At 62.9% G+C, this 24,116-nt stretch carries 18 protein-coding genes; 7 read left to right on the top strand and 11 right to left on the bottom strand.

Annotated elements, in window-relative coordinates:
• The first annotated feature begins 39 nt into the window (after positions 1 to 39).
• From BGI01S_RS09905 to BGI01S_RS09890, 4 genes are all read left to right on the top strand, one after another.
• Positions 40 to 2,451: a TonB-dependent receptor gene (locus tag BGI01S_RS09905; protein ID WP_042324834.1), complete on the top strand. Its 2,412-nt coding sequence runs from the start codon at positions 40 to 42 to the stop codon at positions 2,449 to 2,451.
• Between the two features lie 64 nt (positions 2,452 to 2,515).
• Positions 2,516 to 4,075 carry a PepSY-associated TM helix domain-containing protein gene (locus BGI01S_RS09900; RefSeq protein WP_042324831.1) on the top strand — a complete coding sequence of 520 codons (1,560 nt, stop codon included), beginning with the start codon at positions 2,516 to 2,518 and terminating at the stop codon, positions 4,073 to 4,075.
• Positions 4,076 to 4,183: 108 nt separating this feature from the next.
• The gene (locus BGI01S_RS09895; protein WP_042324830.1) at positions 4,184 to 4,978 is read left to right on the top strand and encodes a DeoR/GlpR family DNA-binding transcription regulator; all 795 of its coding nucleotides are present in this window, start codon (positions 4,184 to 4,186) and stop codon (positions 4,976 to 4,978) included.
• Positions 4,975 to 6,150 (top strand): MFS transporter, encoded by a 1,176-nt coding sequence (locus BGI01S_RS09890; protein WP_042324828.1) that lies wholly within the window; start codon positions 4,975 to 4,977, stop codon positions 6,148 to 6,150. The genes BGI01S_RS09895 and BGI01S_RS09890 overlap by 4 nt, the downstream gene beginning before the upstream one ends.
• A gap of 39 nt (positions 6,151 to 6,189) precedes the next feature.
• On the opposite strand, the gene BGI01S_RS09885 is transcribed toward BGI01S_RS09890, so the two are convergent.
• From BGI01S_RS09885 to BGI01S_RS09865, 5 genes are all read right to left on the bottom strand, one after another.
• Positions 6,190 to 7,056: a sterol desaturase family protein gene (locus BGI01S_RS09885; RefSeq protein WP_042324826.1), complete on the bottom strand. Its 867-nt coding sequence runs from the start codon at positions 7,054 to 7,056 to the stop codon at positions 6,190 to 6,192.
• A gap of 964 nt (positions 7,057 to 8,020) precedes the next feature.
• Positions 8,021 to 8,788 carry a M23 family metallopeptidase gene (locus tag BGI01S_RS09880; RefSeq protein WP_232624416.1) on the bottom strand — a complete coding sequence of 256 codons (768 nt, stop codon included), beginning with the start codon at positions 8,786 to 8,788 and terminating at the stop codon, positions 8,021 to 8,023.
• A 619-nt stretch (positions 8,789 to 9,407) separates the two neighbouring features.
• Positions 9,408 to 9,635 (bottom strand): hypothetical protein, encoded by a 228-nt coding sequence (locus tag BGI01S_RS09875; RefSeq protein ID WP_042324824.1) that lies wholly within the window; start codon positions 9,633 to 9,635, stop codon positions 9,408 to 9,410.
• A gap of 310 nt (positions 9,636 to 9,945) precedes the next feature.
• Entirely contained in the window at positions 9,946 to 10,233 is a 288-nt protein-coding gene (locus BGI01S_RS09870) for a hypothetical protein (protein WP_042324822.1), read from the bottom strand.
• 226 nt (positions 10,234 to 10,459) lie between these two features.
• Positions 10,460 to 11,317 (bottom strand): oxidoreductase, encoded by an 858-nt coding sequence (locus BGI01S_RS09865; RefSeq protein ID WP_042324820.1) that lies wholly within the window; start codon positions 11,315 to 11,317, stop codon positions 10,460 to 10,462.
• Positions 11,318 to 11,437: 120 nt separating this feature from the next.
• Between BGI01S_RS09865 and BGI01S_RS09860 the strand changes: the two genes are divergently transcribed.
• Positions 11,438 to 12,379, top strand: coding sequence for a LysR family transcriptional regulator (locus tag BGI01S_RS09860; protein WP_042324818.1), 942 nt, complete (start codon positions 11,438 to 11,440; stop codon positions 12,377 to 12,379).
• A 98-nt stretch (positions 12,380 to 12,477) separates the two neighbouring features.
• On the opposite strand, the gene BGI01S_RS09855 is transcribed toward BGI01S_RS09860, so the two are convergent.
• Complete coding sequence (locus BGI01S_RS09855) at positions 12,478 to 12,810, bottom strand: DUF2322 family protein (RefSeq protein ID WP_042324815.1); 333 nt, start codon at positions 12,808 to 12,810, stop codon at positions 12,478 to 12,480.
• A gap of 1,047 nt (positions 12,811 to 13,857) precedes the next feature.
• Here BGI01S_RS09855 and BGI01S_RS09850 point away from each other — a divergent pair.
• A complete protein-coding gene (locus tag BGI01S_RS09850; RefSeq protein ID WP_042324814.1) occupies positions 13,858 to 16,047 on the top strand; it encodes a hypothetical protein in 2,190 nt (729 codons plus the stop codon).
• A gap of 117 nt (positions 16,048 to 16,164) precedes the next feature.
• Here BGI01S_RS09850 and BGI01S_RS09845 read toward each other — a convergent pair whose 3' ends face one another.
• From BGI01S_RS09845 to BGI01S_RS09825, 5 genes are all read right to left on the bottom strand, one after another.
• Positions 16,165 to 17,016, bottom strand: a complete 852-nt coding sequence (locus tag BGI01S_RS09845) for a carbohydrate ABC transporter permease (protein WP_042324812.1) — start codon at positions 17,014 to 17,016, stop codon at positions 16,165 to 16,167.
• An 11-nt stretch (positions 17,017 to 17,027) separates the two neighbouring features.
• On the bottom strand, positions 17,028 to 18,005 hold the full coding sequence (locus BGI01S_RS09840; RefSeq protein ID WP_042324810.1) for a carbohydrate ABC transporter permease: 978 nt from the start codon (positions 18,003 to 18,005) through the stop codon (positions 17,028 to 17,030).
• A 303-nt stretch (positions 18,006 to 18,308) separates the two neighbouring features.
• Complete coding sequence (locus BGI01S_RS09835) at positions 18,309 to 19,562, bottom strand: ABC transporter substrate-binding protein (RefSeq protein ID WP_042324808.1); 1,254 nt, start codon at positions 19,560 to 19,562, stop codon at positions 18,309 to 18,311.
• A 77-nt stretch (positions 19,563 to 19,639) separates the two neighbouring features.
• A complete protein-coding gene (locus tag BGI01S_RS09830; protein ID WP_042324806.1) occupies positions 19,640 to 21,622 on the bottom strand; it encodes a beta-galactosidase in 1,983 nt (660 codons plus the stop codon).
• Between the two features lie 21 nt (positions 21,623 to 21,643).
• The gene (locus tag BGI01S_RS09825; RefSeq protein ID WP_042324804.1) at positions 21,644 to 22,798 is read right to left on the bottom strand and encodes an ABC transporter ATP-binding protein; all 1,155 of its coding nucleotides are present in this window, start codon (positions 22,796 to 22,798) and stop codon (positions 21,644 to 21,646) included.
• Positions 22,799 to 22,989: 191 nt separating this feature from the next.
• On the opposite strand from BGI01S_RS09825, the gene BGI01S_RS09820 reads away from it, so the two are divergent.
• A complete protein-coding gene (locus BGI01S_RS09820; RefSeq protein WP_042324802.1) occupies positions 22,990 to 24,021 on the top strand; it encodes a LacI family DNA-binding transcriptional regulator in 1,032 nt (343 codons plus the stop codon).
• Positions 24,022 to 24,116 lie beyond the last annotated feature (95 nt).

The following is a 24,116-nucleotide window of genomic DNA, read 5'->3' as shown; positions in this document are numbered from 1 at the left end:
TGCGCGCGGTCGTCTGTCCAATGGTTCAAGGAAACGTTCATGTTCAACTTCGCCCTGCGAAGCCTGCCCTTTTGCGTCCGCCGCGATGCTCGCGGTGTCCCGTTTCGTCGGCGGCCGCAGCCGCTCGTCAGTGCATTTTCTCCGGCTTATTGGCCCGCGCTGATTCCCGCGTTCATTCCCGCGGTCGTGCCGGCCTTCGTGCCGTCCGCCGCCCATGCCGCCGAAAGCGCGGGCACCGAGGCCACGTTGCCCGCTGTCAACATCAGCGCGAATGCGAGCGCGGCTGCCGCGCCGCGCGCCGTCGATCCGAACCTGCCCGCGTCGGTCGAAACCGTCACGCGCGAGCAGTTCGCCAACTGGAACGTCGTCAATTCCGAAGACGTGCTGAAATACATGCCGAACCTCGCCGTGCGCAAGCGCTTTATCGGCGATGTGAATTCGCTGATCGCCGTGCGCGGCACGAGCAACGCGCAAAGCGCGCGCGGCCTCGTCTATGCGGACGGCCTGCTGCTCTCGAATCTGCTCGGCAACAGCTTCACGTTTGCCCCGCGCTGGTCGATGGTGTCCCCCGACGAGATCCAGCAGGTCGATGTGATCTACGGGCCGTTTTCCGCGCTATATCCGGGCAACTCGCTCGGTGCGACGGTGCTGATCAGCACGCGCATGCCGAAACAGTTCGAAGCCAGCGCCGACGTCAAGGCGTTCACGCAGCACTTCAGCCTGTACGGCGTGAACCGTAATTTCAACGGCAGCGAGATGAGCGCGTCGATCGGCGACCGCATCGGCAAGTTCTCGTACCGGCTCGGCGTGAATCACCTGGAGAACACCAGCCAGCCGCTGCAATTCGCGACGCTCGCGAAGTCGGGCACGCCCGCGAAAGCCGGCGACACGCCCGTGACCGGCGCGTACTTCTACAACAACCAGACCAACACGCCGACCGCCGTACTCGGCGTGAACGGCGAAGGCATCGAGCACACGGTGCAGGACCAGTTCAAGCTGAAGATGCAGTACGACTTCACGCCGACGCTGCAAGCCGGCTTCACGCTCGGCTACTGGCACCAGACCTACGACAGCCAGACCTCGACCTTCCTGCGCGACGAAAACGGCAACCCCGTCTATAGCGGTACGGTGTCGATGGGCGGGTACCGGTACACGATCCCCGAGGCCGCGTTCGCGCCGAGTCGCGGTCACAGCGAAAACTGGCTGTACGGCCTCTCGCTGAAAACGCGCAACGCGACCGGCTGGAACGGCGAAGCGATCGCCTCGTACTACGACATCGGCAATAGCGTCGCGCGCACCGCGAATTCCGGCGCGCCCGGCAATGGTCCCGGCACGGTGATCTTCGGCGACGGCACAGGTTGGAAAACGCTCGATCTGCGCGCCACCTATACGCCCGCGACGACCCAGGCCGGTCTGTTGAATCACGCCGTGAGCTTCGGCTATCACTACGACAACTACTTCCTCGACAACCAGAGCTACAACACGCTGAGCTGGCGCGACGGCGACGCGACGTCGTTTGCGAACGCGTTCGTCGGCAAGACGCAGACCCAGGCGTTATATGCGCAGGACGCCTGGCGTTTTCTGCCGCGCTGGAAACTCGTCTACGGTGTGCGCTACGAAGACTGGCAAGCCTACGACGGCGCACAGTCGCTGCCCGGCAAGACCGTTGCGTTCGGCGATGCAAGCCAGAGTCACTTCTCGCCGAAAGCGTCGCTGTCGTTCGACGTCAGCGACGATCTGACCTTGCGCGCTTCGATCGGCCGCGCTTACCGCTTTCCGACCGTCAGCGAATTGTTCCAGGGGCAGATTAACGGCTCGTCGATCGTCAACAACAATCCGAACCTGAAGCCGGAAGACGATCTGTCGAAAGAACTGAGCGCCGAATGGGCGCACTGGAACGGCCTGTTCCGCTTCTCACTGTTTCAGGACGACGTGAAGAACACGATCTTCAGTCAGACCGACACGACCGTGATTCCCAACGTGACGAACTTCCAGAACATCGGCAAGGTCCGCTCGCGCGGCGTCGAAACGAGCTACTCGGGACAGGACGTGCTCGTGCACGGTCTCGATCTATTGGCGAGCGTCGCCTATACGCAGTCGAAGATCATCGCCAATGCGCAGAACCCCGCCACGGTCGGCAAGTACTTCTATCGCATTCCGCTGTGGCGTGTGAATCTCGCCGCGACTTATCACTTCGACGAACGCGCCGCGCTCACGCTCGCCGCGCGCTACTCGGGGCGCCAGTACAACACGCTGACCAACACCGACACGAACCCGAACGTGTTCGGCGGCACCAGTTCGTACACGGTGGCGGACGCGAAGTTCACCTTCAGGCCGACGAAGCTCAGTGAGATCGGCGTCGGTGTCGACAACATCTTCGATGCGCGCTACTTCGTTTATCACCCGTATCCGGGCCGCACGTTTTACGTGGAAGCGAAGCTGCACATCTGATCGCTCGACGTGACCGCTTCACGCACGCAAGCCAATCGACCCATTCAAGCCTGACGAGGATTGCATGTCCACCACCACTACCGCCGCTCAACGCATCAGTTCGTCCTCCGCCGGTACGACGAACCCGGGTTATCGGACGCTCTGGCGCTGGCACTTCTACGCCGGTCTCTTCGTGATGCCGTTTCTCGTCGTGCTCGCGATCACCGGCACGCTGTATTGCTTTCAGCCGCAGATCGAGCCGCTGCTGTATCGCCATCGTCTGATCGTCGAATCGCAGGCGACACCGCGCCTGCCCGACAACGCGCTGCTCGCGAAGGCCCGCGCGGCGATGCCGCCAGACTCGGCGGCAGTGACCGCTGTCATCACGAGCGATCCGAAACGCAGCGCCGAATTCGTCTTCCGTCTCGCGGACGGCGACAAGCAAAGCGTCTATCTGAACCCGTACACCGGCGATGTGCTGGGCACGCTGAGCGTCGAGCGACGCTTCATGCAGGTGGACCGGATGCTGCATCGCAAGCTGTTGCTCGGCAAACCCGGCGAGCTGCTGATGGAGTTGGCCGCCTGCTGGACGCTGGTGATGATCGGCACCGGCATCGCGCTCTGGTGGCCGCGCGGCAAGACCACCGCGCGCGCTGCGCTGTTGCCGAGCTTCACGCTCAAGGGACGCGCGCTGTGGAAGAACCTGCATGCCGTGATGGGCGTCTGGCTCGCGCTCGGCGCACTCGCGTTCGTGCTGACGGGCCTGCCGTGGTCGGGCTCGTGGGGCAAGCAGTTCAAGGCGCTCGCGACCGCCGCGAATCTCGGCGCGCCGCCCGGCTCATGGGGCGGCTTGCCAGTGCGCTCGACGCTGCCGGGGGCGGGCGTCGGTGGCAGCACTCCGGCCGATACGCCTGCGCACAACGCGGGCCATGCCGCGCCTCGCACGCATGGCGAACACGATGAACACGGCGGCCACTCCGCGAACATGGACTCGATGCCAGGCATGGTGATGGACGATCTGCCTCTGCCGCTCACGCCGTGGGCGGTCGGCAACTCGCGTGTGCCTTCTTCTGCCGCGCCCGCTAGCGGCATGGATGCAGATGCCGACGCGGATACACCGCAAGCGCTGCCGCTCGGCCGCATCGTCGAGATCGCGGCGTCGCTCGGCGTGACGGACGGCTACAGCATCGTGTTGCCGACCTCCGCGACCGGCGTCTACACCGTCTCGTACTTTCCCGACGATCCGAAAAAGGAACGCACGCTGTACATCGATCAATACAGCGGCGCTGTGCTGAAGGACATCCGCTATCGCGACTACGGCGCGGTATCGAAGGCGGTGTCGTACGGCACGTCGCTGCATATGGGCCGCTACTTCGGCGTCGCCAATCAGATTCTGTGCGCGGCCATTTCGCTCGGCCTCGCGGCGATGGCCGTGACCGGCTGCGTGATGTGGTGGAAACGGCGGCCGCAGCGCTCGCTCGGCGCGCTGTCGCGCGAACGCGCGGCGCCGCCGATGCGCGGCTGGAAAGCCGGTCTCGTTCTGCTCGGCGTCGTGTTTCCGTTGATGGGTGCCACGCTCGTCACGGTATGGCTGCTCGACTGGATGGTATTCGGGCGCGCTTCAAGGCGCCTCACTAGCGTCTAACCTGCAAGCGCGGCGTCTGCGCTCAAAACAAGGCGTTGCGTCCGTCGAACGTTTACGCTACATTTTGCTCGTTTATGATCGATTGACTCTCAACGGCAAGGTGGACAGATGCAGCGAACACGGGAAGACGCCATCAACGGACTGCTGCCCGAGCAGCGCGAGCAACTCATTCTGGAGCGGCTGCGCACCGACGGGCGCGTGCTCGCGGCAGCGCTCGCCGCCGAACTCCAGACCTCGGAACACACGGTGCGCCGGCATCTGCGCGATCTCGCCGAACAGGGGCACTGCAAGCGCGTGTACGGCGGCGCCCTCCTGATCTCGCCCGCCGACAAACCCGCCGCCGTCCGCATGAGCGAAGCCGTCGATCGCAAGGCCTGCCTCGCGAGCGCGGCGGCGTCGATCGTGCGCCCGAAGCAGATCATTCTGCTCGACGCCGGTTCGACCAACGTCGCGATCGCGGCCGCGCTGCCGGACAACGCAGACCTCACGGTCGTGACGAATTCGCCCGAAGCCTGCGGCCGTCTGCTGAATCGCCCGGGCTTCGACGTGATTCTCGTCGGCGGGCGCATTGCGCGCGGCGCGGCGGGGTCGCTCGGCGCGACCGCGCTGCTGCAAATCCAGCAGGTCCGCGCGGACCTGTGCTTCCTCGGTGCGTGTGCGCTCGACCCGGACGAAGGCGTCGCCGCGTTCGATGCCGAAGACGCCGAACTCAAGCGGGCAATGGTGAAAGCAAGCAGCCAGATTGCGATCGCGCTGACCTCGGAAAAACTGATGACCGCCGCGCCCTTCGCGGTGGCGCCGGCGGCGGCGATCGATTACCTGTTCGTCGAAGCCGACGTGCCGGCCGCGCGGCTCGCGAGTCTCGAAGCGGTCTGCGACAACGTGATGGTGGCGCGCTCATGACCTCACTCGCCACCTCTCATATCGAGCACGTCAAGCCGCTCAAGGAACGCATCGCGACCATCGGCGTATTTCTCGCCAACGGCTTCGGGATCGGCGCGTGGGCCGTCGAAGTGCCGCGCATCAAGGAAAGCCTCGCGCTCAGCGACACCTCGCTCGGCATTGCGTTGTTCGCGTTCGCGCTGGGCGCGATCGTCGCAATGCCGCTAGCGGGACAGCTCGCGCCGCGCTTCGGCAGCGGCCGCGCGACCGCGCTGCTCGGCGCGGCCTTCGTGATCGCGTTGCCGCTGCCCGCGTTCGCGCCCAACATGGCCGCGCTGTGCGCGGTGCTGTTCGCGCTCGGCGCGGCGAACGGCGCATTGGACGTGTCGATGAACGGCCACGCCAGCACCATCGAAACGCAATGGCGCGCGCCGATCATGTCGTCGTTTCATGCGGCGTGGAGCGCCGGCGGGTTGCTCGGCGCGGCCACCGGAGCGATGCTGCAAAGGGGTGGCGTCGGTGTGATCGGCGGACTGCTGGCGCCCGATGCGTTCATCGCTGTCCTGATCGTTTGCGCGGCCGTGCTGGCGTTGCGCGATCTCGGTCCGCGCGTGGCCGCGGCGTCCAGCGGCTTCGCGTGGCCCAGCGGCGGGGTGATGAAACTGGCGATGCTCGCGTTCCTCTGCATGCTGGTGGAAGGCGCGGTGGCCGACTGGAGCGCGGTGTATCTGCGCTCCACGTTGAGCCAGGAAGCGAGCGTCGCGGCGATCGGCTACTCGGCGTTTGCGTTTTCGATGGCGGCGTGCCGCATCGTCGGCGATGTGTCGGTGCGCCGCTTCGGGTCGAGCCGGGTCGTCGCGCTCGGCGGCCTGATCGCGGTGGCGGGGCTCGCACTGGTGCTGAGTCTGCCGACCATGCTGACCGCGTGCGTGGGCTTCGCGATGGTCGGCGTCGGCCTCGCGAATATCGTTCCTGTCATTTTCAGCGCGGCGGGCCGTTCGACCGTCACACCGGCGACGGGCGTATCGATGGCGGCCACCGCAGGCTATGCCGGCTTCCTGGTCGGGCCGCCCTTGATCGGACTCGGCGCGGGGCTGCTCGGTTTGCGCGTGGCGTTGTGCGTGTTGGTGATGGCTACGTTGATCGTCTGCCTGCTGGGCGGCAAGGCGGTGCGGACTGCGCGGCTCGCCTAGACGCAGGATAGCGACGAGGTGCCGGCTCGCCTGGCAACGTCACTTCGTCTCTTTGTCCAGCAGCGCGACCGGCTCGCGGCGCAGCGCGGCAGCGCGTCCGATCTGCACGCCCAGCGGCCAGCTGATCGCGCCGAGCAGCGAGCGCGGTTGCGTGCCGTCGTCGAGACCGGTGGCCGGCCATTCGTGTTTGGCCGGCACCCAGAGTGTGCCGAACAGGTGGTCCCACAGCGGCAGCAATTGCGTGAAGTTGTGATCGAAATGTTCGGCGCGCACCGAGTGGTGCAAGCGGTGATATTGCGGATTGTTGACCCACGTGACGTAGCGGCCGAGGTCCACGCGCAGATTCAGGTGCGCGAAATAATTGCCGAACATGAACACGAAGGAAGTCGCCCCGACGATCCACGGCTCGACCCTGAACAGAACGCCCACCAGCGGATAGAGCAGACAACCCTTGATCAGCACTTCGGACCAGTGATGCCGCAGCGTCACCGTGACGTTGAAGTCGACCGCGCTATGGTGCAGCGAATGCAGCTTCCACAGCACGGGCCACGTGTGCTGCAAACGGTGAAACGCGTATTCGAGCACATCGATGGTCAGCAGCACGATCACGAACGACGCGAGCGCGCCCCATCCGCGCGACACCAGCACGACCATGCCGCCGCCCAACGCGTTCACGATGGCGACACTAGCCGCCGCCGTCAACGGCTTCGCCGCCTCGACGAGCGCCAGATACAAACCCGCATAGGCCATGTTCATGCGCTGCCCCGAGCGCGATTGCAGCAACGCGGCGGGCCAGCGACGCTCCAGCAACGCGCCCACGCCCATCAGCGCCAGCACGAGCGCGTACGCTTGCAGCCAGAGGCTCGCGTGGTGCAGCAGGCCGGAAAACGGGCTTGACGCAAACATGGAATTCCCCGGTGGAGAAGTGCATCAAAGGCGCATGGCGTGCAGCTTCGCTGGACGCGTCGGGACCATGCGGGGCATCGGAGATGCACAGACGCTTTTACGCGATCTTCGCAGCCTGCCGGGCGACGCGCAAGCGTTCGGTTCGCGCGGAGTGTGGCCGCGCGAGCATGCAGCAGTGCATGGCCGACGCCAGGGGCGGGAAGATCGGATGGGTTTGCCGTCGAGCGGCTTAAGAGTTTCGGCTGCATTGCGTCGAACTCGTGCGTGAGCGAACGGCGCTTGACGCCGGTCCGGCGAAGAGGCCCCCAGAGATCTTCAGGTCTATCCACGTGGACAGAAAAAAGTGGCGAGGTCATCGCTTCACGTCGTCACGATCACGAGTGACCGATACATCGCGTATCGATCACTCGCGTCGCTGTTTATTGACTACGTACTTTGTTGGCCCCGCCGCACCCCGTGTGATGCGTCGTTCCCCGAACGCGATACACGAAGACTTTTGCTGCTGCCGGAATCTGTTCACTGCGAGTACTGCTTTTTCTTTTCCGGCCGCAGCGTATTTTTGCTTTGTGGCTCAGCTATTGCAACAGCTATGCCAAGAGCGTTACGGCCTTGCTGGGCAAGGGCGCGCGATACAGCGGCCGCTTCGGCGCGGGCTTCGCGGCACGCAATGAGTCGGAATTGATACACCGGCGCGTCCCGTGGCAACGCTTCCGCGTGAACCCGGCCCGCGTTCCTGCGCGCAATGGAAAACCCCTGGAGGTGCTGACCGGCAACGGTTTGCGGAACGCTTTGGGCAGATATAGCGGTCGCGGATTCCACTCGACAGCGCTTTCCCGACGCGGACCGGTATGTCGCAAAGCTGAGACGGGAGCCAGTTCGTGCGCATGACATGCGCGTTGAACGCCGACACACTATTTGCTCTCGCGACTCGCCGCCAACGCCCTGCTTCGTCGCGTCGGCAGCCTCACAGCAGCGCGGTCAACGCCGCGGCGCGCGCCTTGAACTGCTGCAACTCGTCGGCGCGAAGCGGCGTCTTCTGTGGCAACTCGACCGTCAGCGGATCATGCGGCACGTTGTTCACGTGCACTTCGTAGTGCAAATGCGGACCGGTTGCCCAACCGGTTTCGCCGACATAGCCGATCACCTGAGCGCGATTGACGTGGCTGCCGCGACGCAGCCCCTTTGCGAAACGCGACAGATGCGCGAACGTCGTCGAGTACGGCGGCGGGTTCTGAATGACGATCACCTTCCCGTAGCCGGTTTGCTGGCCGATGAAGCGGACCACGCCGCGCGCGGTGGCATGCACCGGCGTGCCCGAGGGCGCGGCCAGGTCGACACCGTCATGGCTTTGCCAACGATGCACAACTGGGTCGAGACGATGCAACGAAAAGGCCGACGACACGCGCGTGAACTCCAGCGGATATCGCTCGAAAGAAGGCTTGGTGCTCGCGCCGTCTTTCGAATAATAGAAAGGCTTGCCTTGCAGATCTTTGTGAAGGAACACATCGTGTGTCGTCCCGCCGCGGACGATGCGCACCGCGAGCGGTTCGTGCGCTGCGCCGTCGTCAGGGCTGGCGTCGAACACTGCGCTCACGCCGTCGCCTGCTCGCAGATCGCGCGAAAAATTAACTTCGCCATGGAATGCGTGCGCCAGAATCGCCGTCGTGGCCGCATCGACACCCATGCTCTGCGCGGCAGCGGCAAAGCTGTGTTCGATAGAAGCATGCTTCACGGTGAAAGCGGGCGGCTTCGGCGGCGGTGCATCCGTGGCACCCGGCACAGCAGGCGCTCCAGACGAACTCGCGGGGCGCGTGGCCGAATCTTTGCTCACCAGCGACACGTCCGGGTCCTCGGTATGAGCAGCACGATTGTGACTCAGCAGGTAAGCCGCGCACGCGGAACTGATGGCACAGACGACGATGATTTTGCCGGCCCGCCCGGGCAGGACGCGAGCTACAGATAGGGGCATTGACTAAAAGCGGTCGACCATCGGTGCGCCGACGACACGCACGTGCAGGTGGGTTTATTGAACCAGCACCCCCAGTCACTGCATGAGGCGCTGCTTAAGGCTGGGGCTAGCCTAGGGAGGCTTTCTTAAGTGAAGCTTAAGCTGCCCCCAATAGAAAAGGGGGTCGGGCGCATAACCGACGCGCATCTGAAGACGTGATGGCAGGCCGATGCGGAGCGTGCAAATGGACGGATGTCCGTCTCACAGGGCGTTTTCGCGCGGGTGAATCGCGCACGCGTGCGGTGCTGCGCGGCGGTCTCTTACCGCCGCTCGATGCGTCGAATCGATGGGTGAGCGGATTCGCGCAAGCGGGTCCGGCGACGCGCGGCGTCGCCGTCGCTGGTCAAGACAGCGAAGCCAGCATGTTCGACAGGCGTCGGATATGGGCCTTGAACGCGTCGCTCGCTTCGCGATCGGTGGTCGGATTCAGATGCGACGTTTCCGCGAGTTGGGCCTGCTCGTGAAAGTCGTTGGCGATCTTGCGTTTGATGTCCGCGGGCAACGAGCGCACGACGGAAACCAGCAAAGCCTCTTCGGCGTGCATCATGCCCAGAATCGAATGCGTGTCCATGCGAAAACCTCCGGTGAAGGTATCGTCAGTGCAAACCAGCAAGCGCTGGCGCACTTCATGGTACCCCGCCCGCCAGCAGCGCTGCGGCCGGTTCGGATCGCCGTTACTCCGCGATCGAATAGCGCGACGCACGGCTTTGCGGCGCTTTCGCGGGGCGCTCGACGCGCGCGCTGGCGCCCCGGATAAACAGGACAGCGCAGAACGCGACCATGGCCCAGATGCAGAGAAGTATCGTCAAAGCGCTCATTTTGGATTTCGGAAGGTCGAGACTGCGATTGATATCGTCGTGCGTGAAAGACGTGCGGGACGCTCAGTGCGTCGTGGGCTGGTCGGGGCCGCCGAACAGAAGCTCGTCGATCAGCCGTGTGGTCAGCGTCAATTGCTGCTCAAGCGACGCGCGCGCCATTTCCGCGGCTGCCGGGTCGTTTCGCCCCACGGCGGCATGAGTTTGCGTCGCAAGCTGCAAGACGCCCTCGGACGCGCGTTGCAGTTCGTGCATCGCTGCGTCCTGAGCCGCTGACGGGCCGTTCCATTCGGACGCGGCGAACTCGGGCAAGCCGGCTTCGAACGGATGATCTTTGTCGTGGCGGGAAGACATCGCAGGCTCCTGGCGCGATTGGCATAACGCCAGTTTCAGCCGAGCCTGCGGTTTTCAATTGATCGAATAGAAGCCGTTTGTGAACCCAATCCAAAGCCTTCGAATAACGTCGCTTTCCGCTGAAGAATAAGCAAGGCCGCGCATGGCGGCCCGTGAACGGCCGCGAGGCGCCGTGAATTCCCTCGCGCGGGCGCGGCGGGATTTACGGCGCCGACAGACCAGCACCTCAAGCAGGAAAATCCGTCGATGCCGACAGCGCCCGCCACGTTTGCATTTCCTGCTCCACGTATGCGTTTTTCGCGGCAATCGCGGCCAGCGTATCGGTGCCGAGCGGAAGACGCAGCGGCGGATTGGGCGCGTCGACCAGTACGACCATCGCGTCCGCCAGCTTTTTCGGGTCGCCGGGCTGGTTGTGATTCATCTGGGTGGCCTTGCGGCGAACCGCGCCCGAACTCGCGTCGTAGTCGGCGATCACGTCAGGCGCAATCGTCAGCGACGACGCGTCGAGGAAATCCGTGCGGAAATAACCTGGCTCGACGACCGTCGCGTGAAGGCCGAGCGGTTGCAACTCGTCTCTGAGCGCTTCGGTGAGACCCTCGACCGCGAACTTCGTCGACGAATACACGCCGAACCCCGCCGCGCCGCGATAGCCACCGATCGACGAAATGTTGATCACGTGGCCGGCGCGCCTGGCGCGCATGACCGGCAGCACAGCGCGCGTGACGTTCAGCAGGCCGAATACGTTGGTGTCGTACATGCGGCGCACGTCGCGGTCGGCGGACTCCTCCACCGCGCCCAGCAGACCGAAGCCCGCGTTGTTCACGAGCACGTCGACGCGGCCGAATTTTTCCATGGCCATTTGCACCACCGCTTTCGCCTGCGCCTCGTCGGTCACGTCCAGCGCAACCGGTAGCAAAGCGGCCGAGTCGCCGAGGCGCTCCACGATGGCGGCAACGTTGCGTCCCGCCGCCACGACCGCGTTGCCGTCCGCGAGCGCGGCCTCGGCGATCAGCGCGCCGATGCCACGCGATGCGCCGGTGATGAACCAGACGCGCTTGAAGTCGTTGTGGTGAAGGTCAGCCATGATGTTTCTCCTACGAATGGTGTGAAAGTGAAGCCATGGTAGGCGCGGCGACTGACACAAACTAGCCACCTATTGCTAGACTGATAATCAACTTTTGTTTGCTAATCCGAGGCGCAGGCGATGAACGAAGTTCGTGCAATCACCACGTTCGTGCGCGCCGCGACGCTAGGAAGCCTGCGGCGCGCGGCGGTCGATCAGGGCATCTCGCCTCAGGCGGCAAGTCATGCGGTCATGCAACTGGAGAAGGAACTCGGCGTGCGGCTCTTTCATCGCACGACGCGCAAGCTCAGTCTGACCGAAGAAGGCCAGCGGCTATTCGACAGCGTGAAGCCGGCACTTGCCATTTTTTCGTCCGCGCTCGACGAGGCGCGCCGCTCGAAGGAAGAAGTGGGCGGCCTGCTACGCGTCAGCGCGCCGCGAGCGCTTGGGCTGCCGGTACTGTGGCCGTACTTCGAGCAATTCCAGCGTCTTTACCCGAACGTGCGGCTCGAAGTGCAATTCGACGATCACTTCACCGATCTCGTGACCGAACGTGCCGATGTGGGATTTCGCGGCGGGCCGCCGCCGTCGGGCGGATCGATTGCCCGCGCGCTCGTGCCGATTCAGTTGATCGTGTGCGCATCGCCCGACTATATCGAGCGTCACGGTGCGCCGCAAACTATCGATGATCTCGCTCAACACCGTTGCACCGGTTATCGGCGCGCGAACACGGGCAAGCTCGCGCAGTGGCAATTTCAGATCGACGACGAGATCGTCTATCGCGACATGCCGCCCACCATTTGCGTGAACGACACGGACGTGGAAACGCAGGCGGTGTTATCGGGGCTGGGTATCGGACAGCTGGGCAGCTTCAATGCCACCCCGCACATCCGGACCGGCCGGCTCGTTGCGTTGCTGACGCAGCACATCACCGAGTACGGTACGGTCTATATCTACTACGGGCATAGGACGGAGCAGCCGTTGCGCGTGAAGACTTTTATCGACTTCATGGTCGAACGGATGGCTGATAACAGGAATTTCTTTCTCGATGCGAACGAGCTTCGCGCTGTCCGCGCGGCGTAACGCGTAATGCGTGGTGCCCGCTTGCCGGCGTATTCTCGCGCTGCGAGCCGGCGGTGGCCTCAATCAATCGCCACCCACTCGACGCGCAGCGCCTCGCGTCAACCCGCTGCGACGACGTCGATACGCAACGCCTCACTGCCAGCCGCGATCGCGAGCAGCAGATCGACGTTCGGATGCGCGCCCGGACGATTGCGCGCGTCGCCCGTATGTTCGGCGAACAGGGCGAGGCCGTGCTCGGCTGCTTTCGCGTCCAGCGTGCCGAACGTCTCGCGCAGATAGTTGTACACCGCGAGCGAGCCCTGCTTGCCCGGCTTGTTCTCGATGCTCGCGACCACGGCGCCCTTGCCGTCCACCAGATCGATACGCGCGATACCGTCGATGGCCGGCATCTGCGCCAGGTTCTCCTTGAATACGCTGCTCGGTTGAATCATTGAAAACACTCCTTCCGTTCTAAAAATTGCATGGCGGGCCGTATCTTATCCGATGGAGCTTGCGCGGCAGCGTTGGGTCGACGGGTGGGTTGCGTGCGACGCGTGTCGAACGCGGAATCGTTCAGCGATCTGCGGTCGATTCCAAGGAATCCTCCCTAAATTTCACCGAGTTTGTTTCCACGCGCCGCCGAGCGTCAGCGCCCATTAGTCGGATGCTTTTCTCGCGGATAGCCGCTTCTCTGGCTCAGGGGGCTCGGAATTCGATCGCGCAAACGTTTTACGTCGTATCTACCGAATGGAACGACACATTGCGTTGAACCGGGAACATCAGTGTCGCCGTCGCCTCGCCGAAGACGAGCGGCATGGACAACGGCGGTTAGCGGCCATTCCCAGTGATCGGCGCCCGCCAGGCAATAGCTTCGCAACGCTTATCAATGCGCAACGGACTGTCGTTCACTGCGAATCCGTCGAGCGAAACCAGTGAAAGCGTTTAAGCATTCCAATTCAATTCGGCATTCCGCTGTCCGCTATATTTTTTTGATCGCGTGCGAAAAGCAGAACCGATAGGAATGAATTGATCAGGCGCCCTCCGCTCCTCCTCAGGAACAGGGACACGCGCGCTCGTCGGCAAAATTCGTCTGACTTGCCAAGTTCGTTGAGATATGATCTCCTACGACTTACCAAATATTTCAGGCGCAGGATCCATCGGCGTTTCTCATCGCCGATGGTGCGCCGCAGCGAAATCAGCGCGGGAGACGCCTTTTAGAGATACGGTTGCAGACTAGAGATGACGGCGCAACTACATGCGGGAGTAACTCTCGCGGACAGATTCTGTCCGACCCGGCTATGTCATCAGACAACCGATGATTGGCTGCAGCACCTCATTGCCTCCATTTCCGAGGCCCGATGTGCGCGCCGTTAGCTTCATCAAGCATCACGGTCAGAATTTGTTTTTAATTTATTAAAGGAGATGCAAAAAACGAATAATGCTTTACCGACAAAACGTCCATTCAGGCATCGAATTAAATTAAAAATCTGGAGACAAGCATGCTTTCACCGAGAAAAACCGCGCTCGCATTCGCACTGAGCACCGCCACCGCTCTTTTATTCAGCGCATGCGGCGGCGCGAATGACGGCTCAAACGGTTCACCGAACACCCCACCCGACACCCCGCCGGTAACCACGCCCGATCCGTCCAAAGGCGGCGCCATTTCGCTGCACGGGATTGTCTACGGCGCGCCCGACACGAGCGTCCAGGCCGACGCGGGCATCCCTATCACGATGATGGGACAGATGAGAGCGCTATTTGACCTCATCAAGAAAGCGCCGGACTTCACGCAGGTCGTCATGGACCTCGGCGACGGCAATCCGGTCCACGTGCTGGATACCAACACGGGCGATAAATTCCTGCCCGGCAAGCTGGCGCTCGGCCTGTCGTGGATATTGATCGATATGAAATCGAAGGGCGATCCGGCCTACGCGGATTATCTGGCGACGTATCAGAAGATAACGACCGCCATGATGACGCAGATGAACGGCGCCAATTACATGTACGCGAACACGTCATGGGGCGAGTACTACTATCTCGTCGCGCTCAATAACTTCAAAGCGCACGGCATGCTCAACGAGGTTTTCAGCGACGCGATGCTGGCTACGTTGCAAAGCCGCCTGACCTTCTGCGACATGTTCGGCGCGGACGCCAGCGGTAAAACGAATACGTGTCCCACTGCCGGCGTGCCGATCGACGTCGCTTCGCTCAATACCGCGCAAAACTACTACGCGGTCTCTTACGGCATTGCAGGTTTGAGGCAAAAGCTCGGCTGGAGCAATCCGACGTTCTCTTCCGCGTCCGATGCGACGGTCGCCACGATGGGCGCGCGTGATGCGCTTCTGTACACGCTGACCAAGCACATCAGAAACGATTCTTCCGGCGGCTTTTCGGACGAAGCATCGAATACCCATACCACCTATTACGATCAGGCGCGTTTCGACCGGTACAGCACGCTGCTGATCGGCGAAGTCACCGAGCGAACGCTGGAAATGGGCAATGAGGCCAACCTGACGCCGGAATTGAAATCGTATCTGCGCAAATCGGTCGACCTGATTCTCCCGCAACTCAACGCCGACGGCCAGGGCTTCAACTACGGGCGCTCCATCGGCCCGTACGGCGATACGGCCTTCATGGAAGTGCTGACCGCAGCGGCCAATGCGGGTGTACTCACGCCGCAGGAAATGCAGGTTGCCTACGCGTACATTTACAAGGCGGCCTATCGCTACGAAACGTTCTGGTACGACCCGACCTTGCCCACGCCGTCCGTGAACATGTGGGTCAAAGGCCGCGGCACCGATACGTATCGTGGCAAGCCGCGCGTGATGGGCGAGAACTTCAGCCTGTTGCACCAGTTCATGTACGTGAACGCGTGGTGGGACAAGCTCGGTTTCAAGGGCAAAGCGCCGATGGCTGATGCCGATCTGCAAACCTGGCTGGATGCAAAACCGCATTACACGCTCACCTGGTACAACCAGCCGACCGATACCGCGCATCCTTATAGCGCCGCGCTGATCACCGTGCGCGACGGCAAGCGTGTCATCAATCTGAATTTGAGCCAGGCGCCCGACTATAACTCGTTCACGCCGTACTACCCGACCCCGTTCTCCGACAAGCTGATTTACGGCACGACGGACCTCAGCTATGCATTGCTGATTCCGCAGGTTTCTTATGGCGGCAAAACCTATATTCCGGTCACCTACTACAAGAACCTGAACGTGCAGGAAGCCAACGGCCAGGTGGTGGTCTCTTTCGACACGGCCAAATTCAGGCAGGCCACGAAGAACGCGACCTATACGTCGGATCTCGATCTGCAGGTCCATACGGTGTTGACGTTCAGTCACGGCAACATGAGCCGAACCGACACGCTAAGCTCTGCAACGCTGACCGGCAATATGTCGGTCGAGACGGATTTCACGTCTTTCGCGGACTTCCCGAACACCACGGCGAATGGCGACGGTGTTTCGGTTAACTACGCGAACAGCATTGCAACGAACTACGGCACCACGGGCTTCGACAGTTGCGCGCTGTCCAACTTCGAGATGGCGAGCGGTGTCACCAATCCGCTGTCGACCACGCCGATCGGGCAATTGCATTCGAATTTTGCCTGCACTACGCATCCTTTCGCGCTGACGGGCGGAGGCAATCGCACGTTGAGCTGGACGTTGAAGTACGCTGATTCGAACTGAGCCTGATGTTCTGCCGGTCTTCTCCGGAAGACCGGCGTTTGTACGGTTGGTGCGCAGAAAAAAAGCCCGCTTGCGCGGGCAACCCTTCTCTCACATCGCGCAACAGGCAACGCGCCTCTAGCCCTTCGTCGCCCCAAACGTCAACCCGGCGACAAAGTGCTTCTGCATCGCAAAGAACATCGCCACTGACGGCAGCGCGGCCAGAATCGACCCGGCCGAAACGAGATTCCACGCGGTCGTCCACTGTCCCTTCAACGCGGCGACGCCCACCGTGATCGGCGCGGCATCATCGCCTTGGGTCAGACACAGCGCCCAGAAATAATCGTTCCACACGAACGTAAACACGAGAATCGCCAACGCCGCGAGCGCCGGGCGAATCAATGGCAGCACGATTCTAAAAAACACGGTCCACTCGTTCGCCCCTTCTATCCGTGCCGCCTCGACCAGTTCGAATGGCAGCTGCTTGATGAAGTTGCGCAGAAACAGCGCGCAAAACCCGGTCTGAAACGACACATGAAACAGGATCAGTGCGCTCACGGTATTGAACAAACCGAGTTGCAACGACAGGTCGCGCACCGGAATCATCAACACCTGCACCGGCACGAAATTGCCCGCGACGAATGTCGCGAACAACGTCGAGTTGCCGCGAAACCGGTAGATCGCCAGCGCGAATCCGGCCATCGCCGCCAGTGCAATCGAACCGACCACGGCAGGCACCGTGATCAGCACGCTATTCCAGAAGTAATGCAGCATCGGCGACGTGGTCAACGCCTCGCGATAGTTATCGAACATCGCGAAGTGCTTCGGCCATCCCCAGTAGTTGCCCTCGCTCAGTTCTTCCGTCGAGCGCACGGACGTGACGAGCACGGCGATCATCGGCAGCAGCCAGATCAGCAATGCGATGGGCAACGTCAGTTTGTACGCGCGGCGCGAGACCGGCTTCCATTTGTCGATCGGGATAGGAAACATGGTCGGTTCCTTTATTGCTCGGTGCGCAGCATCCGCCGCAAGTGATAAACGATGTACACCAGCATGATGCCGAACAGGACGACGGCAATTGCCGCCGAATAGCCGATGCGGTAGTACTTGATCGCCGAGTCGTACATGTAATAGGCCAGCACGGTCGAACTTTCGAACGGGCCGCCGCCGGTCATCACCGAGATCAGGTCGAAACTGCGCAATGCGCCGATGATGGTGACGACGATCGCCATGAACGTGGTCGGCCGCAATTGCGGCAGGATTACATGCCACAGCATCGACCAGCCATGCGCGCCTTCCATGCGCGCGGCTTCGATCTGCTCGGCGTTCAGCGAGGTGAGCCCGGTCAGATAAAGAATCATGCAATAGGCGGTTTGCGGCCACAGCGCCGCGAACACGATCCCGAACGTGGCATAGCGCGGGTCGCCGAGCACGGGCACGCCGTGGCCGAGTATGACCGCGAGCAGGCCGAAGGTCGGGTCGTAGAACCACGAGAAGATCAAACCGACCACCACGCCCGACAACACGAACGGCGCGAAGAACAGCGATTTGACGATACGTATGCCCGCCACCGCCTGGTTCAGATACAACGCGACAGCGAGGCCCATCGGCGGCGCGAGCAGGAACAGCACCAGCCAGATGAGGTTGTTCTTCAGCGCCGTGTAGAACGTCGGTGCGTGAAACAATTCGACGTAATTGGCGAGCCCGATGAACGACGGCTCGGTCATGCCGTCCCAGTTGAAAAAGCTCAGGCGGATGGTCGACAGGATCGGCCACACGACATAGATGGCCACCATCACGCAGGCCGGCGCGAGAAACAGGAACGCGGCACGCCGCTGCCGGCGCGCGGTCGGCGTGGGACGGCGTCGGCGCGATGCGGTGGGCGGACCGCCGCGCACCGTGCCGCCTGGCGAAGGCAGGCCCGGACCGCCCGGTTCAGCAGGACCGACGACGGTGTGACGGCTAACGGAATGCGACACGATTATTTCTCCTGTCGACCGGAGTTAGTGCTTTAGCTGTCGGCCGGAGTTAGTGCTTCAGCACTTATTCCGGCCCCATGCAAAGCTCTTACTCCGGTCCCATGCAACGCGGTCGACCGGAGTTAGTGCTTTAGCTGTCGGCCGGAGTTAGTGCTTCAGCACTTATTCCGGCCCCATGCAAAGCTCTTACTCCGGTTCCATGCAAAGCGGTCGACCGGAGCCGGCGCCTACACCTAACCCCGATCTCATCCAGACAACTAAACCCATCGAAATCAACGACAGCGGCCTCACGGCCGCCACCGCTCACTTCTTGTAGATACGCTTGCGGCTCTGCTCGAGTTGCGCGAGCACGTCGTCGAGCTTGGTCGGATCGGAGACGAACTGCTGCATCCCCTTCATCCCTTCGTCGGCCATTTCCTTGGTCATATCGCGATCGTAGAACTGCGCGATGCCGCCCTTCGTGTTCGCGAGAATCTGGAAGCCGATCTTCGAAATCGGGTCTTCCGGTTCAGGCGACTTGCTGTTCGCCGACAACGAACCAAGTCCGGTCGCCAGTTGCGCGCCGATCTGAGGCGTTTCGACGAACGCGAGGAACGTGTGCGCGTCCGCCTTGTTCTTTGCTTTCGACGGAATATGCAGCGATTCGACCGGACCATCTTCGGCGGTCGGCACCTTCGGGTCGATCACCGGAAACTGGAAGTAGCCCATTTGCGGCTTCACGTTCGGCGGGAAACCGGCGGTGATGAAGGTGCCCATCAGCATCATCGCGGCTTTGCCCTGGAACAGGAATGGCTGCACCGAGTCCAGATCGTAGGAGAGCGAATTGTCGATGAAATAGCCCGCGTCGAGCAATTGCTTCCACGTCGTGTAGACCTTCTTCACGCGCGGGTCGGTGTAGGGAATCTCGCCTGCCATCAGCTTTTGATGGAACGCATTGCCGTTCAGGCGCAGGTCGAGATAATCGAACCAGCCGGCGAGCGTCCAAGCGTCGCGCCCCGCCACGGCGATCGGCGTGATGCCGGCGGCCTTCAGCTTCTTCGAGGCGTCGAGAAACTCGTCCCACGTTTTCGGCTCGCCCTTGACGCCGGCCTTCTCGAGCAGATCCTTGCGATAGAACATGCCCCACGAGTAGTACACCGTCGGCGCAGCGTACTGCTTGCCCTTATACGATGACGCTTCCTTGGTCGACGCATACATGTCGTTCCAGCCGTTCTTCGCCCAGTCGCCGCTCAGATCTTCGAACAGGCCGCGCTGCGCGTAATACGCCATGCGTTCGCCGTCATGCCAGTTGACGATATCGGGCGCAACGGTGGAGAGCCAGCCGGGCAACTGCACCTTGTACGCTTCCTCGTCGATGAACGACACCTTCACGTCGATCCCCGGATTCGCCTTCTTGAACTCGTCGATCACCGACTGCCAGACCGCGCGCTGGCTCGCGCCCTTGTACGCGATGTTGACCGCGAGCGTACCGGCCTGTGCCGTGTTGACGGCGGACGTCCCCACCGCCGCAGCGGCCAGCGCGAGTGCCAACAGAATCTTGCGTGGTTTCAGCATCATGTTGCCTGTCTCCTTTATTCCTGGTTTTGCGTCGTTGTAGTTACTGCATGGAATGCCGTCTTCAAGCCAGCTCTTCATCACGACCGATAAACCGCCACGCCCTGCGGCGCAATCTCGCGTGAACCGATCACGAACGCGTCGTCGGCTACGTCGGCGAGCGTATGCGTCGCGTCGCCGTAGTTGAACGCGTAGGTCAGCGCGCCGCGCCGGCTGACGCGCACGCTGTCGCCGAGCGCCACTGTCGTCACACCGGCCTCTTGCGCGATCCGTTCGAACAGACGCACTGTGAGCGCATCGTCGAACAGGCTCGCCAGGTAGTGGAACGCGCCGCTGCGCACATACGCGGGATGGCCGTCCGCAAAACGGGCGCGCACGTCGAGTGCAGTCGCCGCATCGCTGTCGATGAAATCGCGCCAGTGACGCGCATAGCCATCATCGCCGTTCGCATTCGTGCTATCCGAAAGACGCACGCCTTCGGTCACGTTCGGGCGCATCGATTCGACGCGCCATACCCGCGCCGGCAGCACCGACGTCAATGGACCCGGCGGCAGATTCGCCGGGATCCGCAGGTCTTGAGTCTTCGAACCGGTGCGCGGGCCGAGCACCACCTGCGCGCCGGAGCTGGCGAGACGCGCGGCGAAATCGTCCGGCACGACCGGCAGCGGCGGCACGACGATCAGGCTGTAGCCGTCGAGCGGTGCGTCGACCGGCACAACATCGACATCGAGTCCGAGCGCACGCAACGCCGAGTAGTACTCGAACGCGAAACGCGGATAGTGAAAGTCCGCCCCTTGCGGATGAATCTCGAACAGCCACTTCGCCTCGTAGTCATAGACGAGCGCGACCTTCGAACGGATCGCGGCGTTGGCGTCGGCATTCGCCGCGAGCACCGTGCGAATCTCGTTCGCGACCTGAGCCGCTTCGTTGCCGCCGACGTCGAGCCGGTTATCCGGCGTATTCAAACCCGCATGCATCTGTTCCTGCGCGAACGGCGCCTGACGCCAACGGAAGTACGACACGCAACCCGCACCATGCGCGAACGCCTCCCAGCTCCACAGCCGCACCATGCCCGGCAGCGGCGCCGGATTCCACAGCGCCCAGTTCACCGGACCCGGCTGTTGCTCCATCACCCAGAACGGCAGCTTCGACATGCCGCGATAGACGTCGTGATTGAACGACGCGAAGTCGGGATGGCCGCTCCGCAGCCAGCGCGCCTTGATGTCCGGCGCGAACCACTGCTCTTCGAGTGCGCCGAGCGGATAGCTGTCCCAGCTCGCGACGTCGAGATCGGCGGCAACCTTGTAGTGATCGAACTCCGTGAAGAGCTGCATGAAATTGTGCGCGACCGGACGGCCCGGCGAATGCGCGCGAATGATCTCGACCTGCATACGGTTGTAGCGCGCCACTTCATCGGACGCGAAACGCCGGTAATCGAGGCGGTGCGAAGGATGCGCTTCGGTCACGGTAGCCACCGGCGCGTCGATCTCGTCGAAGCTGCGGTATTCCATACTCCAGAACACCGTGCCCCACGCCTGGTTCAGCGCGTCGACCGTGTGATAACGTGCCTTCAGCCACTCGCGAAAGCGCTTCAGGGCCGCGGGCGAATAGCTGACCACCGTGTGATGGCAGCCGAACTCGTTATCGGTCTGCCAGTACGCGACCGCCGGATGCTTGCCGTAACGCTCGGCGACCGCCGTGCAGATGCGTTGCGACGCTTCGAAATACGACGGCGACGAGAAGTCGTAATGACGCCGCGAACCGAACGCACGCGGACGACCGTCCGCGCCGATCGGCAGAATGTCAGGATAACGATCTATTAGCCACTTCGGCGGCGTAGCGGTCGGCGTGCACATCACGACCTTCAATCCGGCCGCGCCCAGCACGCCGATCGCGCGATCCAGCCAGCCCCAGTCGTATTCGCCAGGCGTCGGCTCCATGCGGCTCCATGCGAATTCGGCGATCCGCACCTGCTCGATGCCGAGTGCTTTCATCCGGCGAGCGTCGTCTTCCCACATCGACTCCGGCCAGTGTTCCGGGTAATAACAGACTCCAAGGCGCATCCCAATGTCCCCTAACGTTGCTTATGCGTGGTGTTCGACGGATTCGAGCGAAGCGGCCGCGAAGCCGTCCTCGGCAAACAGGTGGCAAGCGAGCGGGGGCACGCGCAGGCTCGCGCGGTCCCCTGGCGCGAGGCGCGTATCGCCCGGCGCTTTGGCGATCAGCACGGCGCCGCCGGGTTGATCGAGGTGAACGTAGCTGTGTTCGCCGAGTTGTTCGACGAGCGACACGGTGCGCGCGAGCACGCCGTCGGCAGATGAAGCGGCCGACGCATCGACGAACTCCAGGTGCTCCGGACGCACGCCGAGCGTGACCGTTTGCGCGACTTGCAGACCTTCACCGCTCACCGGCACGCGCACGTTTTCAGACGTGTGATCGAGCGTGACGACCACGCCCTGCGCATCGATCGACGCTATTTTTGCCGGCAAAAAATTCATGCGCGGCGAGCCGATGAACCCGGCGACGAAGCGGCTCTTTGGACGGTGATACAACTCGAGCGGCGCACCGATCTGCGCGATGCTGCCGTAGCGTTCGGTGTCCTTGCCCGCATGCAGCAGCACGATCTTGTCGGCGAGCGTCATCGCTTCGATCTGATCGTGCGTCACGTAGACCACGCTCGCTTTGGCGAACTGCTTGTGCAGCCGCGCGATCTCGACGCGGGTCTGTCCGCGCAGCGTCGCGTCGAGATTGGATAACGGTTCGTCGAATAGAAACACGCCCGGCTCGCGCACGATGGCCCGCCCGATCGCAACCCGCTGCCGCTGACCGCCGGACAACGCCTTCGGCCGTCGGTCGAGCAACGCCTCCAGCTGCAGAATGCGCGCGGCTTCGCGCACCTTGCGGTCGATTTCGTCTTTGGGCGTTTTGGCGAGCTTCAGGCCGAAGGCCATGTTCTCGAACACGGTCATGTGCGGAAACAGCGCGTAGCTCTGAAACACCATCGCTACGCCGCGTTGCGCGGCGGGCACGTCGTTGACGAGCTTGCCGCCGATGGAGAGGTCGCCGTCGCTGACGTCTTCGAGACCGGCGATCATGCGCAGCAACGTGGACTTGCCGCAACCCGACGGACCGAGGAATACGCAGAACTCGTTCTCCGCGATCTCCAGGTCCACGTCGCGGATCACCGGTGCGCCATCGCCATACGCCTTCTGCACGCCTCGTAACGAAATGCTCGCCATTGCATCGACTCCGTGATTTAATCAGCTCGAAGTCGGAGATTAAGCGCTTAATCAGCAGGACCGAAAAAAGCGATCGCGTGCGATCGTTGGACCCTGCCTGTCTCCGATATCGATTGTTTGTGCGACAGATGGTGCCGCGCCTTGCGCCGCGACGCAAATGTCGAACATCCGTCCCAAATATTGAAGACAACATGCCCACACTCAGCGAAGTCGCACATCATGCAGGCGTCACCCCAGCGACCGTCTCAAACGTGCTGCGCAATCGCGGCCGCGTCGGCGCGACGACCCGTCAACGCGTCCTCGACGCCGTCGAGGCGCTCGGCTATCGGCCCCATCTGGCTGCCCGCGCACTCGCGGAGGGCCGCGCGCCGACCCTCGCGCTGATGGTGTCGAGCATCGCCAATCCGTTCTATCCGGAGTTCGCGCTGGCCGTCGAACGCGCGGCGCGCACGAGCGGCCACTTTGTGATCATTTGCAATACTAACGAAGACCCGCTGACCGGCCGCGCGTATCTCGACCAGATTGCGGGGACGCTCTCCGAGGGCGTGCTCGTGACCAACGCGAACCTGGACTTCGCCGATCTTCACACCACCGAAGCGCGCGGCACGCCGGTCGTGTTGTGCATGTGGGAGCGGCCACACGAGCCGCCGGGGCTGCCATGCGTCGCGGTCGATTTCCGGCGCGCGGGCGAGCTGGCGGGCGCGCATCTGCTTGAGCTCGGGCATCGGCGGATCGGCGCGATTGTCGGCAGCAAGGCGTCGGGCATTCACGCGGCGCGCTACGAGGGCTTCGTCGATGCGCTCCGCGCGGCCGGCGCGCCGAAGAACCGCGTTCGACACGCAACCGATACGATCCACGGCGGCTACGTCGCCGCGCGCGCGCTGCTGGAAGCCGACCCGAAACTCACGGCGATCTTTGCGACCAACGACCTGCCCGCGCTCGGCGCGATGCACGCCGCCGCCGATCTCGGTTTGACCGTGCCGGGCGACCTCTCCGTGATCGGCATCACCGACATTCAGCTCGCGCGCGAATCGCGGCCCGCGCTGACGACGGTGGCCGTGCCCACGGTCGAAGTCGCCGGACTCGCCGTGTCACTGCTGCGCGAGCTGATCGAGTCGTCGTATGGACAGTCGGGGCGCGACGCGGCCAGCGTACCGATGCGGGTTTCGTCCGCGCCTGAACTGGTCGTACGGGCATCCACCGGCGCCCCGCGCGCGCAGTAATGGACTCGTCGGCGCGGCCGTCGACGTCAATTCGCGCAACGCACGCTTCGTCTACGATGCGGGGCAGCGCGCGGCCAACGACAACGCCGCCCTGC

This window comes from Paraburkholderia ginsengisoli NBRC 100965 (genome assembly GCF_000739735.1).
Classification (GTDB): domain Bacteria; phylum Pseudomonadota; class Gammaproteobacteria; order Burkholderiales; family Burkholderiaceae; genus Paraburkholderia; species Paraburkholderia ginsengisoli.
Note: the sequence above shows the minus strand (reverse complement) of the source record. Positions and strands in the feature narration are given on the sequence as shown.